Here is a 16,508-nt window from a genome sequence, read left to right as displayed (position 1 = left end):
ACCCAACTCCGTCCCCGTACCGTGCGCCTCCACCACATCCACATCAGCCGCCGACACACCCGCCGACACCAACGCCTGACCCAACACCCGCTGCTGCGACGGACCATTCGGCGCCGTCAAACCGTTCGACGCACCATCCTGATTCACCGCACTCCCCCGCACCACCGCCCACACCCGATGCCCCAAACGCCGCGCATCCGACAACCGCTCCAACACCAGCACACCGAGGCCTTCGGAGAAGCCGGTGCCGTTCGCGTCGTCGGAGAAGGACCGGCACCGGCCGTCCGGGGAGAGGGCGCCCTGCCGGCTGAACTCGACGTAGGTACCGGGTGAGGCCATGACCGTCACCCCGCCGGCCAGGGCGAGGGTGCACTCGCCCTGGCGCAGGGCCTGCGCGGCCAGGTGGAGTGTGACCAGGGACGAGGAGCAGGCGGTGTCGACGGTGAGGGCCGGGCCCTCCAGGCCGAGGGTGTAGGCGACCCGGCCCGAGACGACACTGCCGGAGCCGAAGCTGCCGAAGTAGTCGTGGTACATGACGCCCGCGAACACTCCGGTGGAGCTGCCGCGCAGCGACGACGGATCGATGCCGGCGTGCTCCAGTGCCTCCCAGGACCCTTCCAGCAGGAGGCGCTGCTGCGGGTCCATCACCAGGGCCTCGTGCGGGGAGACACCGAAGAACGCGGCGTCGAAGTCCCCGGCGTCGTAGAGGAATCCGCCCTCGCCCGTGGAGGAGCGGCCCGGGGTGCCCGGTTCCGGGTCGTGCAGGTCCGGGTCCCAGCCGCGGTCGTCGGGGAACGCGCCGATGCCGTCGCGGCCCTCGGCGACGAGCCGCCAGAGGTCTTCGGGCGAGCGGACGCCGCCCGGGTAGCGGCACGCCATGCCCACGATCGCGATCGGTTCCCGGGCCGCGGCGGTCTGCGCCCGGTTGCGCTCCCGCAGCCGCTCGATCTCTTTGAGCGAGGCGCGCAGCGCCTCGACCATCCGGGTGTCGGGCTTCTCGGACTCGGCCATGGTTCTCTTCCTTCTCACAGGGCGTCGTCGTCGCCGACGAGGTCGTCGAGTGCCAGGGTGATGAGGCTCTCGGCGTCCATGGCGTCGATCGAGGGGCGGCTGGACTCGTCGTTCGCGGACTGCTCCCGCTCGGGCCGCAGCCCGGCGAGTTCGAGCAGGCTGTCCAGCAGTCCGGCCTCCCGGAGCCTGGCCACCGGGAGGGCGGCCAGGGCGGCGCGCACGGTGTCCTCCTCGCGCGGGCCGTCCGCGACGGACGGCGCGAGCTCGGCGGCGAGGTGCTCGGTGAGGGCGGCGGGGCTCGGGTGGTCGAAGACGAGCGTGGCGGACAGGCGCAGTCCCGTCGCCTCGTTGAGCCGGTTGCGGAACTCGACGGCGGTCAGCGAGTCGAAGCCGAGGTCCTTGAAGGGCAGCTCGGCCTCGAACTCCTCGGTCCCGAGCACCTGTCGGGCCTCGTCCCGCACCAGTTCGAGCAGCCGCGCGGTACGCCCCTCGGGCGTACGGGCGGCCAGGTCGCGGCGGAGCGCGGCCGAGGCCACGGACGCGGTGCCACCGGAGCGACGGGGGGCGCGGACCAGACCGCGCAGCAGCGGGGCGACGCGGCCGGCGTCCCTCGGGGTGCCGAGGTCCAGACGGGCGGGCAGCAGGACCGGTTCCCCGCGTCCCACCGCGGTGTCGAAGAGTTCCAGGCCCGCCGCCGTGTCGAGGGGGAGGACGCCCCCGGAGGCCATGCGGCGCGCGTCGGCGTCGTCCAGGCGGTCGGCCATGCCTCCGCTGCCCGCCCAGGCGCCCCAGGCGAGTGAGACGGTCCGCAGCCCCAGGGAACTCCGGTGGGCGGCGAGGGCGTCGAGGAACGCGTTGCCCGCCGCGTAGGCGGCCTGGCCCGGGCTGCCGAACAGTCCGGCCGCGGACGAGAACAGTACGAACGCGGCCGGCGCACGGTCCTTGGTGAGTTCGTGCAGATGCCAGGCGGCGTCCAGCTTGGGCCGCAGCACCGTGTCCAGTTGCCCGGGCGTGAGGGAGGTGAGGACGGCGTCGGCGAGGACACCGGCGGTGTGCACCACCGCGGTGACGGGGTGGTCGTCCAGGACGCGGGCGAGGGCGGCACGGTCGGACACGTCGCAGGCGACGAGGGTGACCCGGGCGCCGAGGGCGGTCAGTTCCTCCCGTAGTTCCCCGGCGCCGTGGGCCTCGGCGCCACTGCGGCTGAGCAGGACGAGCTCCGTGGCGCCGTGCTCGGTGACCAGGTGGCGGGCCACCTCCCGGCCGAGGGCTCCGGTCCCGCCGGTGATCAGCACGGTGCCCGTCCAGTCGGCGGGGGCGTGCTCCTCCCGGCGCGGGGCGCGGACGAGGCGCGGTGCGCTCACCGTGCCTTCCCGGAGCGCCAGTTGGGGTTCGCCGGAGGCGACCGCGGAGGGCAGCAGACGGCAGGACGCGTCGGTGTCGTCGAGGTCGGCCAGGACGATCCGGTCGGGGTGCTCCGACTGGGCCGAGCGGATCAGGCCCCACACGGCGGCGGCACCGGGGTCGGTGACCGCCGCAAGGCCGGGGCCGGTGGCACCCCGGGTGGTGACGACCAGGCCGGTGTCCGCGAACCGCTCGTCGGCCAGCCAGTCCTGGACCACGGCGAGCATCCGCCGGACGCCGGCCCGGATCTCCTCGGGGTTCCGTCCGCCGGGGTGCGGGACGACCAGGGTGTCGGGGGCCAGGACGGCGGCCTCGGACAGTCCGGTGACGGTCGTGACCTCGGCGATCTCCCCGCCGAGCGCGGAGGCCAGCTCCTCGTGGCCGGAGCCGAGGACGGCCCACCGGCCCGCCTGTGGGGCGGTGGGTACCGCGACGGGCACCCAGTCGAGGGCGAACAGGTCCTCGTGCCCGCCGTCGGCCGCCGCGGCGATCCGCGCGGGGTCGACCTCCCGCAGCGCCAGCGACGCGACCCTGGCGACGGGCCTGCCGCCGGCGTCGGCGGCGTCGATGCGCACGGCGCCGGATTCCAGCGGTGCGATCCGCACCCGCAGGGCGGTGGCACCCGCCGCGTGCAGTTCGACGCCGCTCCAGGCGAACGGCAACGCCATCCGCTCCGGGGCTCCGGCGCGCAGTCCTACGGCGTGCAGCGCGGAGTCGAGCAGCGCCGGGTGCAGACCGAAGGGGGCACCGTCCGTTTCGACGGCGACCTCGGCGTACACCTCGTCGCCGAGGCGCCAGGCGGCGCGCAGTCCCTGGAAGCGGGGCCCGTACTCGGCCCCCAGTGTGGCGAGCCGGTCGTACACGTCGTCCAGGTCCACGGCTTCGGCGCCGGCCGGCGGCCAGGACGTCAGGTCGTGTGCGGGTACCGGGTCCGCCGGGCGCAGGACGCCGGTGGCGTGGGTGGTCCACGGGTCGTCGTCGGCCGCCGCGTACACGGTGAAGTCCCGGGCACCGGTGGCGTCCGGTTCGCCGGCCGTGGCCTGGAGGCGGACGCTGCCCTGCTCGGGCAGCACCAGCGGTTCGGAGACGGTCAGTTCCTCGACCACCGGGCAGTCGAACCGGGCTCCCGCGGCGAGGGCCATCTCGACGAACGCCGTGCCCGGCAGCAGCGGTACGCCGCCCACGCGGTGGTCGCCCAGCCACGGCTGGGCGGAGAGGGAGAGCCGGCCGGTGTGCAGGGCGGCGTCGGCGTCGGCGCGTTCGACGGCGGCGCCCAGCAGCGGGTGGCCGATCGCGGGCCCGGGCTGACCCGGGTCGCCGGTCATCCAGTAGCGGTCCCGCTGGAAGGCGTAGGTGGGCAGGTCCGCGCCGTCGCGGTGGGGCAGCAGGTCCGTCCAGTCGACGGTGACGCCGTGCACGTGCAGCGCGGCGAGTCCGGTGACCAGGGCCTCCGTCTCCTCGCGGTCCTTGCGCTGGAGTGCGACGACGGCGGCCGCGTCCTCGGGCAGGCAGTCACCGGCGGCCGCGGTGAGCGCGCTGCCGGGTCCGACCTCGGCGAAGTGGCGCGCCCCCGCGTCGTGCAGGGCGGACACCGCATCGGCGAAGCGGACGGCCTCACGGGCGTGCCGCACCCAGTAGTCGGGGGTGGACAGCTCGTCGGCAGCCGCGGGGGCGCCGGTGAGGGTGGACACCAGCGGGAGGCGCAGCGATCCGTACGACAGCGACGCGGCGACCTCGCGGAACTCCTCGAGCATCGGTTCCATCAGGGCCGAGTGGAAGGCGTGGCTCACGGCCAGTTCCCTGGTCCGGTCGAAACGGGCGGCGAGCGCCCGGGCCGGGCCGGCCGGGCCGGAGACCACCACGGACATGGGTCCGTTGACGGCGGCGATCCCGACCCCGTCCCCGAGCAGCGGCGTGACCTCGTCCTCCGCCGCGCGTACGGCGATCATGACGCCGCCGTCGGGCAGCGCCTGCATCAGCCGGCCGCGGGCGGCGACGAGCCGGCACGCGTCCTGGAGGCCGAGGACTCCCGCCACATGGGCGGCGGCGATCTCACCGACGGAGTGCCCGGCGAGGACGTCCGGCCTGACGCCGAACGACTCCAGCAGCCGGAACAGGGCCACCTCGAAGGCGAACAGCGCGGGCTGGGTGAACTCGGTGCGCTCCAGCAGTGCGGCGGAGTCGAGGACGTCGCCGAGCGGCCGGTCCATCAGCGGGTCCAGATGGCCGCGGATCTCGTCGTGGGCGGTGGCGAAGGCGGGGAAGACCGCACCGAGCCGGGCACCCATGCCGGGCAGTTGGGAGCCCTGGCCGGAGAAGAGCAGGGCGAGCTTCCCGTCGGTCGCCGGGCCGGCCGCGCCGGTGGGAGGCGTGCGCCCCTCGGCCAGCGCCCGCAGCCCGGCGGTCAGCTCCTCACCGGTCCGTCCGACGACGGCGGCACGGTGGCCGAGTGCGGCCCGGGCGTGCGCGAGTGCGCCGGCGGTCCGGTGCGGGTCCGCGTCCGGCCGGCCGGCCAGGTGGTCCAGCAGCCGGCCGGCCTGGGCCCGCAGCGCCCGGGGCGTGCCGCCGGAGAGCAGCCACGGCACGGCGTCCACCGCGGGGGGCGTGGTGTCCGAGGGCTGGTCGGCGGCGGGTGGAGCCTCCACGATCACATGGGCGTTGGTGCCGGAGATGCCGAAGGAGGAGATGCCCGCACGACGCGGACGTCCCGGGTCCGGCCACGGCAGGGACTCGGTCAGCGGGCGGACGTTGCCGCCCTCCCACTCCACGTGCCGGGACGGGGTGTCGATCCCGAGGCTGGCCGGCAGGGTCTCGTGGTGGATCGCCTGGACCATCTTGATGACACCGGCGACACCGGCGGCGGCCTGGGTGTGGCCCAGGTTGGACTTGACCGAGCCGAGCCACAGCGGGCGGTCCTCGGTGTGCTCCGCGCCGTAGGTGGCGATCAGCGCCTGGGCCTCGATGGGGTCGCCGAGGGTGGTGCCGGTGCCGTGCGCCTCGACCACGTCGACGTCGGCCGCCCCCACGCCCGCGGCCTCCAGCGCACGGCGGATGACGCGCTGCTGCGCGGGGCCGTTGGGGGCGGTGATGCCGTTGGAGGCGCCGTCCTGGTTGACGGCGGTGCCGCGGAGCACGGCGAGGATCGTCCGGCCGTTGCGCCGGGCGTCGCTGAGCCGCTCCAGCAGCAGCACACCGGCGCCCTCGCCGAAGCCGGTCCCGTCGGCGGCGTCGGCGAAGGGGCGGCAGCGGCCGTCGCTGGAGAGACCGCGGTGCCGGCTGAACTCCACGAACGTGCCGGGGGTAGCCATGACGGTCACTCCCCCGGCCAGGGCGAGGGAGCAGTCGCCCTGGCGCAGCGCCTGGGCGGCCAGGTGCAGGGCCACCAGCGAGGAGGAGCACGCGGTGTCGACGGACAGGGTCGGGCCTTCGAGGCCCAGGGTGTAGGCGACCCGGCCGGAGACGACGCTGCCGGAGCCGAAGCTGCCGAAGTAGTCGTGGTACATGACGCCCGCGAAGACACCGGTGTCGGAACCGCGCAGGGTGGCCGGGTCGATCGAGGCCCGCTCCAGGGCCTCCCAGGAGGTCTCGAGCAGCAGCCGCTGCTGGGGGTCGGTGACGAGGGCCTCCTCCTCGTCCATGCCGAAGAAGGCCGGGTCGAAGTCGGCCGCGTCGTACAGGAAGGCGCCGTGCCGGGTGTAGCTGGTGCCCGGCCGGTCCAGGGTCGGGTCGTGGAGGGTCTCGACGTCCCAGCCGCGGTCGGTGGGGAACTCCCCGACGGCGTCGCGGCCTTCGGCCACGAGGCGCCACAGCTCCTCCGGAGAGGATATGTCGCCGGGGAAGCGGCAGCCCATGCCGACGATGGCGATGGGCTCGTCGGCGGCGGCGCGTACGGCGGTGACGGGCGCGGCCCGGTCGAGGGCACCGGTCAGCTCACCCAGCAGGTACCGGGCGAGTTCGGCCGGGGTGGGGTGGTCGAAGACCAGGGTGGCGGGCAGCCGCAGTCCGGTCGTGGCGGCGAGGCCGTTACGCAGTTCGACCGCCGCGAGCGAGTCGAAGCCCAGCTCCCGGAAGGGCAGCGTGCGGCTGACGTCCTGGGCGGAGCGGTAGCCGAGGATGGTGGCGACCCGGCTCTGCACGAGTTCGGTGAGGAACGGCTCGCGCTCAGGCTCCAGCAGTCCGGCGAGCCGGTCGCGCAGCGAGTCGGCTCCGCCGGCGGCAGCGTGGCCGGCGGTGGCGCGGCGTACGGGCACCAGGCCGCGGAAGAGCGGGGCGAGTGCGTCGCCCTGGCCGCGCAGCGCCGCGGTGTCCAGCCGGACCGGGAGGACCACGGGGTCGGTGCCGCGCAGGGCGGCGTCGAACAGGGAGAGCCCCTCGTCGGTGGGCAGCGGGGCGACACCGCCGCGGGCGATGCGGGCCCGGTCGGTCTCGTCGAGGGTGCCGGTCATGCCGCTCGCCTGGGCCCACAGGCCCCAGGCCAGGGAGTGCCCGGGCAGGCCGAGGGAGCGGCGGTGAGCGGCGAGGGCGTCGAGGTAGGCGTTGGCGGCGGCGTAGTTGCCCTGGCCCGGGGAGCCGAGGGTGGCGGCGGAGGAGGAGAAGAGCACGAACGCCGACAGGCCGAGGTCCGCCGTGAGTTCGTGCAGGTTCCAGGCGGCGTCGACCTTGGGGCGGAAGACCGCGTCGACACGTTCGGGGGTGAGGGAGGCGAGCACGCCGTCGGCGAGTACACCGGCCGCGTGGATCACGGCGGTCAGCGGCCGGTCGGCGGGCAGACCGGCCAGCACTGCGGCGAGGGCGTCGCGGTCGGCGGCGTCGCAGGCGACGCCGGTGACCTCGGCACCCAGCTCGGTCAGCTCGCTGACCAGAGCGGCGTCGGCGCCGCTCCTGCTGAGCAGCAGCAGGTGGCGCACGCCCCGGTGGCCGACCAGGTGGCGGGCGATGATCCCGCCGAGGGCGCCGGTCGCGCCGGTCAGCAGGACGGTGCCGGAGCCGAGGCCGCCTTCGGGGGTCGCGGCATCCGGTGCGTCGGCTCCCGTGCTGTCGGCTGAGGCTTCGTCGGTGTCCGGGACACGGGCCAGGCGTGGCACGTACCAGGTGCCGTCGCGCAGCGCCAGGTGCGGTTCGCCGCCGGCGACGGCTTCGGCGAGACGGTCCGGGCCGGGGTCCGTCCCGCTCTCGACCAGGACGATACGGCCGGGGTTCTCGGACTGGGCCGAGCGGACCAGCCCGCCGACCGCGGCGCCGGCCGGGTCGGTCCCGGTGACGACGACGAGGGTGCCGTCGCCGCCCTGTTCGTCGGCGAGCCGGTCCCGCAGCCCGTCGAGGACGGTGGCGACGGCGGCGCGGGTCCCGGCGGCGTCCACACCCGCCGGGGCGCGCAGCACCTCTCCGTCCCAGGGCGTGGTCTCGGTCCCCGGCGCGGCCGGCGCGGGGACCCAGTCGACGCGGTGCAGCGCGCCGGACCGGGCGGACCGCGCGGCCGCGTCCACCAGGTCGGTGCGCAGCGGGCGCAGGGTGAGGGAGTCGACCGTGGCGACGGGGGCGCCGGCCGGGTCGGCCAGTGTCAGGGCGACGGTGCCCTCACCGGTGGCGCGGACCTTCACGCGCAGCGCGGTGGCCCCGGTGGCGTGCAGCCGTACCCCGGACCAGACGAACGGCAGCAGCGCCTGGTCGCCGGCGGCGTCGGTGAGGCCGACGGTGTGCAGGACGGCGTCGGAGAGGGCCGGGTGCAGTCCGAAGCCGTCGACGGGTGCCTCGGTGGCGACCTCGGCATACACGGCGTCCTCGGTGCGCCAGGCGGCGCGCAGCCCCTGGAACAGGGGGCCGTAGCCGAGTCCGAGGGCGGCGAGTTCGTCGTACAGGCCGTCGAGGGGCACCGGTTCGGCGTCACGCGGCGGCCAGGAGGTGAGCGGTTCGACGACGGCCGGGAGGGTGCCGGTCGGAGCGAGCAGGCCGTCGGCGTGCCTCGTCCAGGGGAGTTCCTCGTCGGTGCTCTCGGGCCGGGACCAGAGGGTAAGCGGGCGGGTCCCGCCGTCGGGCGGGCCGACGACGGCCTGGAGCTGCACGGCGCCGTGGTCGGGCAGGACCAGCGGGGCGTGCAGGGTGAGTTCGGCCAGGTCGCCGCAGCCGACCTGGTCGCCCGCGCGCAGGGCGAGTTCGAGGTGTCCGGTGCCGGGGAAGAGCAGCCGGTCCCCGACGCGGTGGTCGTGCAGCCAGGGGTGCGTGCCCGCCGAGAGCCGGCCGGTGAGGACGGCCTCCTCGCTGCCGGCCCGCGCGATGGCGGCGCCGAGCAGGGAGTGGTCGGTGGCCGCGAGGCCGGCGGAGGTGACGTCGGCTCCGGTGGCGGTGCTGTCGAGCCAGTACCACTCGCGCTGGAAGGCGTACGCGGGCAGGGGGACGAGGCGGGCGCGACGGCCTTGTGCTACCTCGGCCCAGTCGACGACCGCACCGTGGGTGAAGGCCTCGCCCAGGCCGGCGAGCAGCCGGTCCCGGCCGCCCTCGTCGCGGCGCAGCGAGCCGACGGCGGCGACCGCGTCGTCCGTCTCCTGGATCCCGACGGTCAGCACCGGGTGGGGGCTGGACTCCACGAACAGGGTGTGGCCCGCGGCGACGGCACCGCGTACGGCCTGTTCGAACAGCACGGTGCCGCGGAGGTTGGTGTACCAGTACTCGGCGCCGAGTTCGGCGGTGTCGATCGCGGCGCCGGTGACGGTGGAGTAGAAGGGCACGTCGGTGCTGCGGGCCTCGATGCCCGCGAGGTCCTGGGCGAGGCGTTCGCGCAGGGTCTCCACATGGGCGCTGTGGGAGGCGTAGTCCACGGGCAGCCGTTTGGCGCGGACCTTCTCGGCGCGCAGCCGGACGAGGAGTTCGTCGAGGGCGTCGGAGTCCCCGGAGACGACGGTGGAGGCGGTGCCGTTGACCGCGGCGACCGACAGGCGGCCGTCCCAGGCGGCGAGCCGGCCGCGGACCGCTTCGGCGCCCTCGCCCACGGACATCATGCCGCCGGAGCCGGACAGCAGTTCGGCGATGGCCTGGGAGCGCAGGGCGACCACGCGCGCACCGTCGGCCAGGGAGAGCGCGCCGACGGCGCAGGCGGCGGCGATCTCGCCCTGGGAGTGACCGATGACGGCGGCCGGGGCGACGCCGTATCCGCTCCAGGTGTGCGCCAGGGACACCATCACCGCCCACAGCAGGGGCTGGACGACGTCGACCCGGTCGAGCCCGCCGCGCAGTTCGGTGGCGAAGTCCCAGTCGGTCCAGGGCTCCAGGGCGGCGGCGCACTCGGCCATGCGGGCCGCGAACACCGCTGATTCGTCGAGGAGTTCCGTGGCCATGCCGGACCACTGCGAGCCCTGTCCGGGGAAGACGAAGACGGGGCGGGCCCGTCCGGCGGCGGTTCCCACGGCGAGGTTGCGGGCGGTGGCGCCGTCGGCCAGTGCGGCGAGCGCCCCGCGCAGTGCGGCGGGGTCGGTGCCGGTGACGGCGGCACGGTGCGCGAAGTGGGCGCGGCCGGTCGCCAGCGACCAGCCGACGTCGCGGGGGTCGAGCCCGGGGTGCGCGTCGAGGTGGCCGAGCAGCGCGGCGGCCTGTCCGGCGAGCGCGGCGGGCGACTTCGCGGTGAGCAGCCACGGGACGACGGGTCCCGTGGCGGGGTCGTCGCCCGGCTCCGCCGCGGACTCCGCTGCCGCCGGGGCCTGTTCGAGGATGACGTGGGCGTTGGTGCCGCTGATCCCGAAGGAGGACACCCCGGCCCGGCGGGGCCGGCCGGCGTCGGGCCAGGTCCGCTCCTCGGTGAGCAGGCGCACCTGCCCCGCGTCCCAGTCGACCTTGCTCGACGGCTCGTCGACGTGCAGGGTCCTGGGCAGGCTGCCGTTCCGCATCGCCATGACCATCTTGATCACACCGGCGACACCGGCCGCGGCCTGGGTGTGCCCGATGTTGGACTTGACCGAGCCCAGCCACAACGGCCGGTCCTCGGGCCGGTCCTGACCGTAGGTGGCCAGCAGGGCCTGCGCCTCGATCGGGTCGCCGAGGGTCGTACCGGTGCCGTGGGCCTCGACCACGTCGACGTCGGCGGTGGTGAGGCGGGCGTTCTCCAGGGCCTGGAGGATGACGCGTTCCTGTGAGGGGCCGTTGGGCGCGGTCAGGCCGTTGGAGGCGCCGTCCTGGTTGACGGCGGTGCCGCGGACGACGGCGAGGACCGGGTGGCCGTTGCGGCGGGCGTCCGAGAGGCGTTCGACCACCAGGACGCCGACGCCCTCGCCCCACACCGTTCCGGCGGCCGCGTCGGCGAACGCCCGGGTACGGGCGTCGGGAGCGAGGGCGCCCTGCCGGCTGAACTCGATGAAGGTCTCCGGGGTCGCCATGACGGCGACGCCGCCGACCAGGGCGAGGGAGGACTCGCCCTGCCGCAGCGACTGCCCGGCCAGGTGCAGCGCCACCAGCGACGAGGAGCAGGCGGTGTCGACGGACAGCGAGGGGCCCTCCAGGCCGAGGGTGTAGGCGACCCTGCCGGAGATGATGCTGCCGGAGCCGAAGCTGCCGAAGTAGTCGTGGTACTGCACGCCCGCGAACACACCGGTCGGGCTGCCCTTGAGGGAGTGCGGGTCGATTCCGGCGTGCTCCAGCGCCTCCCAGGAGGCCTCCAGCAGCAGCCGCTGCTGGGGGTCGGTGACGAACGCCTCCTTGGGGCTGATGCCGAAGAACGCGGCGTCGAACTCGCCCGCGTCGTGCAGGAACCCGCCCTCGCCGACGTACGAGGTGTCGGGGCGCTGCCGGGTCGGGTCGACGACGCGGTCGACGTCCCAGCCGCGGTTGGCGGGGAACGGGGCGATGGCGTCGGTGCCGTCGGCGACCAGCTGCCACAGGTCCTGCGGGGTGCGGACGTCGCCCGGGTAGCGGCAGGCCATGCCGACGATGGCCAGCGGCTCGTCGGCGCGCGCCCGTCCGGTGCGCCGGGTGCGGCGTACGGAGCCGGAGGCCCCGGCGACGAGGGTGCCGAGGTGCGTGGCGAGCGCGTCGGGCGAGGGGTGGTCGAAGACGAGGGTGGCGGGCAGCCGCTGCCCGGTCTCGGCGGACAGGGAGTTGCGCAGTTCGATCGCGGCGAGGGAGTCGAAGCCGAGGTCCTTGAAGGCCCGGTCGGTCTCCACGGTGTCCGGTCCGGCGTGTCCGAGCACGGCGGCCACATGGGAGCGGACGGTGGTCAGCAGGGCCTCGGCCCGCTCCGTCGCCCCGAGGGAGGCCATGCGCTCGGCGAATCCGGACCCGGTTTCCCCGGTGGCGGCCCCCCGGCGGACCGGGCGCCCGGCCAGGGCACGGAACACGGGGGCGAGTTCGCCGCCCTGGGCGCGCAGCGCGGACAGGTCGAGGCGTACGGGGGCCACTGCGGGGCGGCCGGTGCCCAGTGCCCGGTCGAACAGGGCGGTGCCCTCCTCGGCGGACAGCGGGACCATGCCGCCGCGGGACATGCGGGCGAGGTCTGCCTCGTCCAGGGCGCCGGTCATGCCTCCGGTCGGGGCCCAGGGGCCCCAGGCCAGGGAGAGGGCGGGCATGCCGTCCGCCGCGCGGTGGGCGGCGAGCGCGTCGAGGCAGGCGTTGGCGGCGGCGTAGTTGCCCTGTCCGGGGGCGCCGACGGTGCCGGCGACGGAGGAGAACAGCACGAACGCCGCAAGGTCCTGATTGCGGGTCAGTTCGTGCAGGTGGAGGGCCGCGAGGGCCTTGGGGGCGAGTACGGCGTCGAGGCGCTCGGGCGTCAGCGAGGCCACCACGCCGTCGTCGAGGACACCCGCGGCGTGGACGACTGCGGTGAGCGGACGCTCCTGCCGGAGCCCGTCGAGCAGGGCGGAGAGGGCGTCGCGGTCGGCGACGTCGCAGGCGTGCGCGGTGGCGCTCGCGCCGAGGGCGGCGAGTTCGGCCACGAGCGCGTCGGCCCGGCCGCCGCGGCTGACCAGGGCGATGTGGCGCGCACCGTGGGCGGTGACCAGATGCCGGGCGAGTACGGGCCCGAGTCCGCCGGTCGCGCCGGTCAGCAGCACGGTCCCCTCGGGGTCGAGGGCGGGGGCCGCGGCGCCTTCGAGCGGCTCGGCGCGTACCAGCCGGGCCGCACGGGCGGTGCCGGAGCGGACGGCGACCTGGGGTTCGCCGGTGGCGAGGACCGCGGGCAGCAGGGTGCCGGGGTCGGCGCCGGGTTCGAGGTCGAGGAGGACGCACCGGCCGGGGTTCTCCGACTGCGCGGAGCGCGCGAGGCCCCAGACCGCCGCGCCGGCCAGGTCGGGCACGCCCTCACCGGCGGTGGCGACGGCACCCCGGGTGACGAGGGCCAGCGGCCGGGCGTCGTCCTCCTGGAGGGCGGCGAGCGCGGTGCGCAGCGCGGCGCGTACGGTCCCGGCGTCCGAGCCGGCCGGGATCTCCAGCAGGCGGTGGTCGGCTGCGGGGGCGTCGGGGTCGAGCGCCAGCGGCTGCCAGTCGAGGACGAACAGGGCCTCGCCCGCGGTGTCCTGCTCGCCGCGCAGCCGTGTCAGTGGGCGGGAGGCCAGGGAGTCGACGGTGGCGACGGGAGCACCGGTGGCGTCGGCCAGGTCGACGGCGAAGGTGTGGTCGCCCGCGGGTGTCATGCGGGCCCGCAGGACCGAGGCGCCCACGGCGTGCAGGGTGACGCCGGCGAACATGAAGGGCAGCCGGGCCGTGTCGTCGCCGGAGCCGTCGCCGAGCAGGGCCAGGGAGTGCAGGGCGGCGTCGAAGGCCGCGGGGTGGAGGCCGAAGCGGGGGGCGTCCGCCGCCGGACGTTCCGGAAGGCGCACCTCGGCGTAGACGGTGTCGTCGTCGCGCCAGGCGGCGGTCAGGGCCCGGAAGGCGGGCCCGTAGTCCAGGCCGGCGGCCGCGTGCCGCTCGTACAGGCCGGTGAGGTCGAGTTCCTCGGCGTCCTGCGGCGGCCATGCGTCCAGCCGTGCTCCGGGAGGGGCGGTGCCGTCGGCGAGCAGACCGGAGGCGTGCAGGGTCCAGGGCTCGTCGGCGGGCGTGTTCTCGGCGCGCGCGTAGATCTGGACCGTGCGGGCCCCGGCCGGGTCCGGGGTGCCGACGGCGACCTGGACCCGGACGCCATCGGCGGGCGGCAGCACCAGGGGGATCTCCAGGGCCAGTTCCTCCAGCCGGCCGCAGCCGACCTGGTCGCCGGCGCGGACCGCGAGTTCGACCATCGCGGTTCCGGGTATCACCACGGAACCGCCGACGACGTGGTCGGCGAGCCAGGGGTGGGTCCGCACCGACAGCCGGCCGGTCAGGACGGCTCCGTCGGAGTCGGCGAGCACGGTGGCGGCGCCGAGCAGCGGGTGGTCGGCGGAGTCCAGACCCACGGAGCCGACGTCGCCGGCCGGGGCGGCCGTCTCGGGCCAGAACCGCTCGCGCTGGAAGGCCGTGGTGGGCAGGTCGACGGTCCGGGCCCCGGTGAACAGGGCCTCCCAGCGCGGGCCGGCGCCCCCGGTGTGCAGCTGGGCGAGGGCGGTGAGCAGGGTCTCGGTCTCGTCCCGGCCGCGGCGGGTGGCGGCGGCCAGGACGGTGTCGCCCCCGGCCTCGTCGCCGGCGGCCAGGCACTCGCGGGCCATGGCGGTCAGTACGGCGTCGGGGCCGATCTCCAGGAACCGGGTGACGCCCTCGGCGGCGAGGGTGCGTATCCCGTCGTGGAACCGGACGGCCTCGCGCACGTGCCGGACCCAGTAGTCGGGGGTGCCGATGTCCTGCGTGGCGAGCCGGCCGGTGACGTTGGACACCACGGGGACGGTCGCCCGGTGGAAGGTCAGGGACGACACCACGGACCGGAACGCGTCCAGCATCGGTTCCATCAGCGGCGAGTGGAAGGCGTGCGACACCTTCAGCCGGCGGCTCTTCGCGAAGTGCGCGGCGACCGCCTCGGCCTCGTCGGCGTCGCCGGAGACGACGACGGAGTCCGGCCCGTTGACGGCGGCCAGACCGACCCCGTCGGTGAGCAGGGGGCGTACGGCCTCCTCGGTGGCGCGCAGGGCGATCATGGCGCCGCCCTCCGGGAGGGCCTGCATCAGCCGGCCGCGCGCGACCACCAGCGTGACGGCGTCCGCGAGGTCCAGTACGCCCGCGACGTGGGCGGCGGCGATCTCGCCGACGGAGTGGCCCGCGAGGTGGTCGGGGGTGAGGCCCCACGACTCCACCAGCCGGTACAGGGCGACCTCGAAGGCGAACAGCGCGATCTGGGTGCGGGCCGTGCGGTTCAGCGGCTCGGGATCGTCGCCGAGGACCAGCTCGCGCAGTTCGCCGTCACCGGACAGCTCGCAGATCTCGTCGAACACGCGGGCGAAGACCGGGAAGTGGGCGTGCAGTTCGCGGCCCATGCCGGGCCGCTGGGAGCCCTGGCCGGTGAACAGGAAGGCGGTCTGGCCCTTGCGGACGCGGCCGAGCGCGGTGGCACGTCCGCCCTCGGCGAGGCGGGTCACGGCGTCGAGCAGCGTGTCCCGGTCGGCGCCGAGGACCACGGCACGGTACGGGTGGGCGGTGCGGGTGACGGCCAGCGAGTGCGCCACGTCCACCGGGTGGGCCTCGGTGACGGCCGCGGCCAGGAGGGCGGCCTGCTCGCGCAGGGCCCGCTCGGTGCGGCCGGACAGCACCCACGGCACCAGGGGCGGCGCGGTGCGCGGCGCGGGTTCCGCGGCCGGGTCCTCGGAGGGCTCCGCCGCGGGGGCCTCCTCCAGGATGGTGTGGGCGTTGGTGCCGCTGGCGCCGAAGGAGGAGACCGCGGCCCGCCGCGGACGCCCCGGGTCGGTCCAGGGGCGGTTGGCGGTGAGCAGGCGGACGTTGCCCTGGCTCCAGTCGACCTTGCCGGAGGGCTCCTCGGCGTGCAGGCTCCGCGGCAGCACGCCGTGCCGCATCGCCATGACGACCTTGATGATCCCGGCGACGCCGGCGGCGGCCTGGGTGTGGCCGATGTTCGACTTCACCGAGCCCAGCCACAGCGGTGCGTCCTCGGGCCGGTCCTGCCCGTAGGTGGCGAGCAGGGCCTGTGCCTCGATGGGGTCGCCGAGCGTGGTGCCGGTGCCGTGCGCCTCCACCAGGTCGACGTCGGCCGGGGTGAGCCGCGCGCCGGCCAGGGCGGCGCGCACGACCCGTTGCTGGGAGGGGCCGTTGGGGGCGGTCAGGCCGTTGGAGGCACCGTCCTGGTTGACGGCCGAGCCCCGGACGACGGCGAGGACCTCGTGGCCGTGGCGACGGGCGTCGCTCAGCCGCTCCAGCAGGAGCATTCCCGCGCCCTCGCCCCAGCCGGTGCCGTCGGCCGAGTCGGCGAAGGACTTGCAGCGGCCGTCCGGGGCGAGGCCCCGCTGACGGCTGAAGGCGACGAACGAGTTGGGGGTGGACATGACCGTGGCGCCGCCCGCCAGGGCGAGGGTGCACTCCTTCGCCCGCAGGGCCTGCACCGCCAGGTGGACCGCCACGAGCGCCGACGAGCAGGCGGTGTCGATGGTGACGGCGGGGCCCTCGAGCCCGAGGGTGTACGAGATCCGGCCGGAGATCACGGCGGCCAGGGCGCCGGTGCCGAGTGCCGCCTCGGAGTCGTGCGGCATCCGGGCCAGCAGGTCCCGGTAGTCCTGGCCGTTGGTCCCGGCGAACACCCCGACCCGGGCGCCGTGCACCGAGTCGGGAGCGATACGGGCGCGTTCCAGCGCCTCCCACGACACCTCCAGCAGCAGCCGCTGCTGGGGGTCCATCGTGACGGCCTCCCGCGGGCTGATCCCGAAGAAGTCCGGCTCGAACCCCGCGGCGTCGTGCAGGAAGCCGCCGCGCGTGGAGTACGTCTTCCCCGTGGCGTCCGGGTCCGGGTCGTACAGTGCGTCGACGTCCCAGCCGCGGTCCCCGGGGAAGTCCCCGACGGCGTCCGTGCCCTCGTGGATCAGCTGCCAGAACTCCTCGGGGGTGGTGACACCTCCGGGGAAGCGGCAGCTCATGGCGACGACGGCGATGGGTTCCCGGTCCTGGGTCTCCACCTCACGCAGCCGCTGGCGGGTCTGGTGCAGATCGGCGGAGACCCGCTTGAGGTAGGAGAGCAGCTTTTCGTCGTTGGTCATCGGGTGTCGCCA

2 protein-coding genes are annotated in these 16,508 nt (G+C 75.6%); both read right to left on the bottom strand.

Translation table 11 applies throughout. The features are described from left to right. Positions 1-1,011 (bottom strand): beta-ketoacyl synthase N-terminal-like domain-containing protein (locus IA22_RS0132135; protein ID WP_030125666.1); only part of this gene is annotated, 1,011 nt, incomplete at its 3' end. 14 nt (positions 1,012-1,025) lie between these two features. Continuing rightward, positions 1,026-16,496, bottom strand: coding sequence for a type I polyketide synthase (locus IA22_RS0132130; protein ID WP_051694875.1), 15,471 nt, complete (start codon positions 16,494-16,496; stop codon positions 1,026-1,028). Between the last annotated feature and the right edge of the window lie 12 nt (positions 16,497-16,508).

It is taken from the genome of Kitasatospora papulosa (genome assembly GCF_000717245.1).
Taxonomy (GTDB): Bacteria; Actinomycetota; Actinomycetes; order Streptomycetales; family Streptomycetaceae; genus Streptomyces; species Streptomyces papulosus.
This window is presented reverse-complemented; position numbering and strand designations above follow the sequence as displayed.

Bases quoted from the DNA above. Each gene is read 5' to 3' on its own strand.
- IA22_RS0132130 (WP_051694875.1), bottom strand. From the start codon at position 16,496: ATGACCAACGACGAAAAGCTGCTCTCCTACCTCAAGCGGGTCTCCGCC.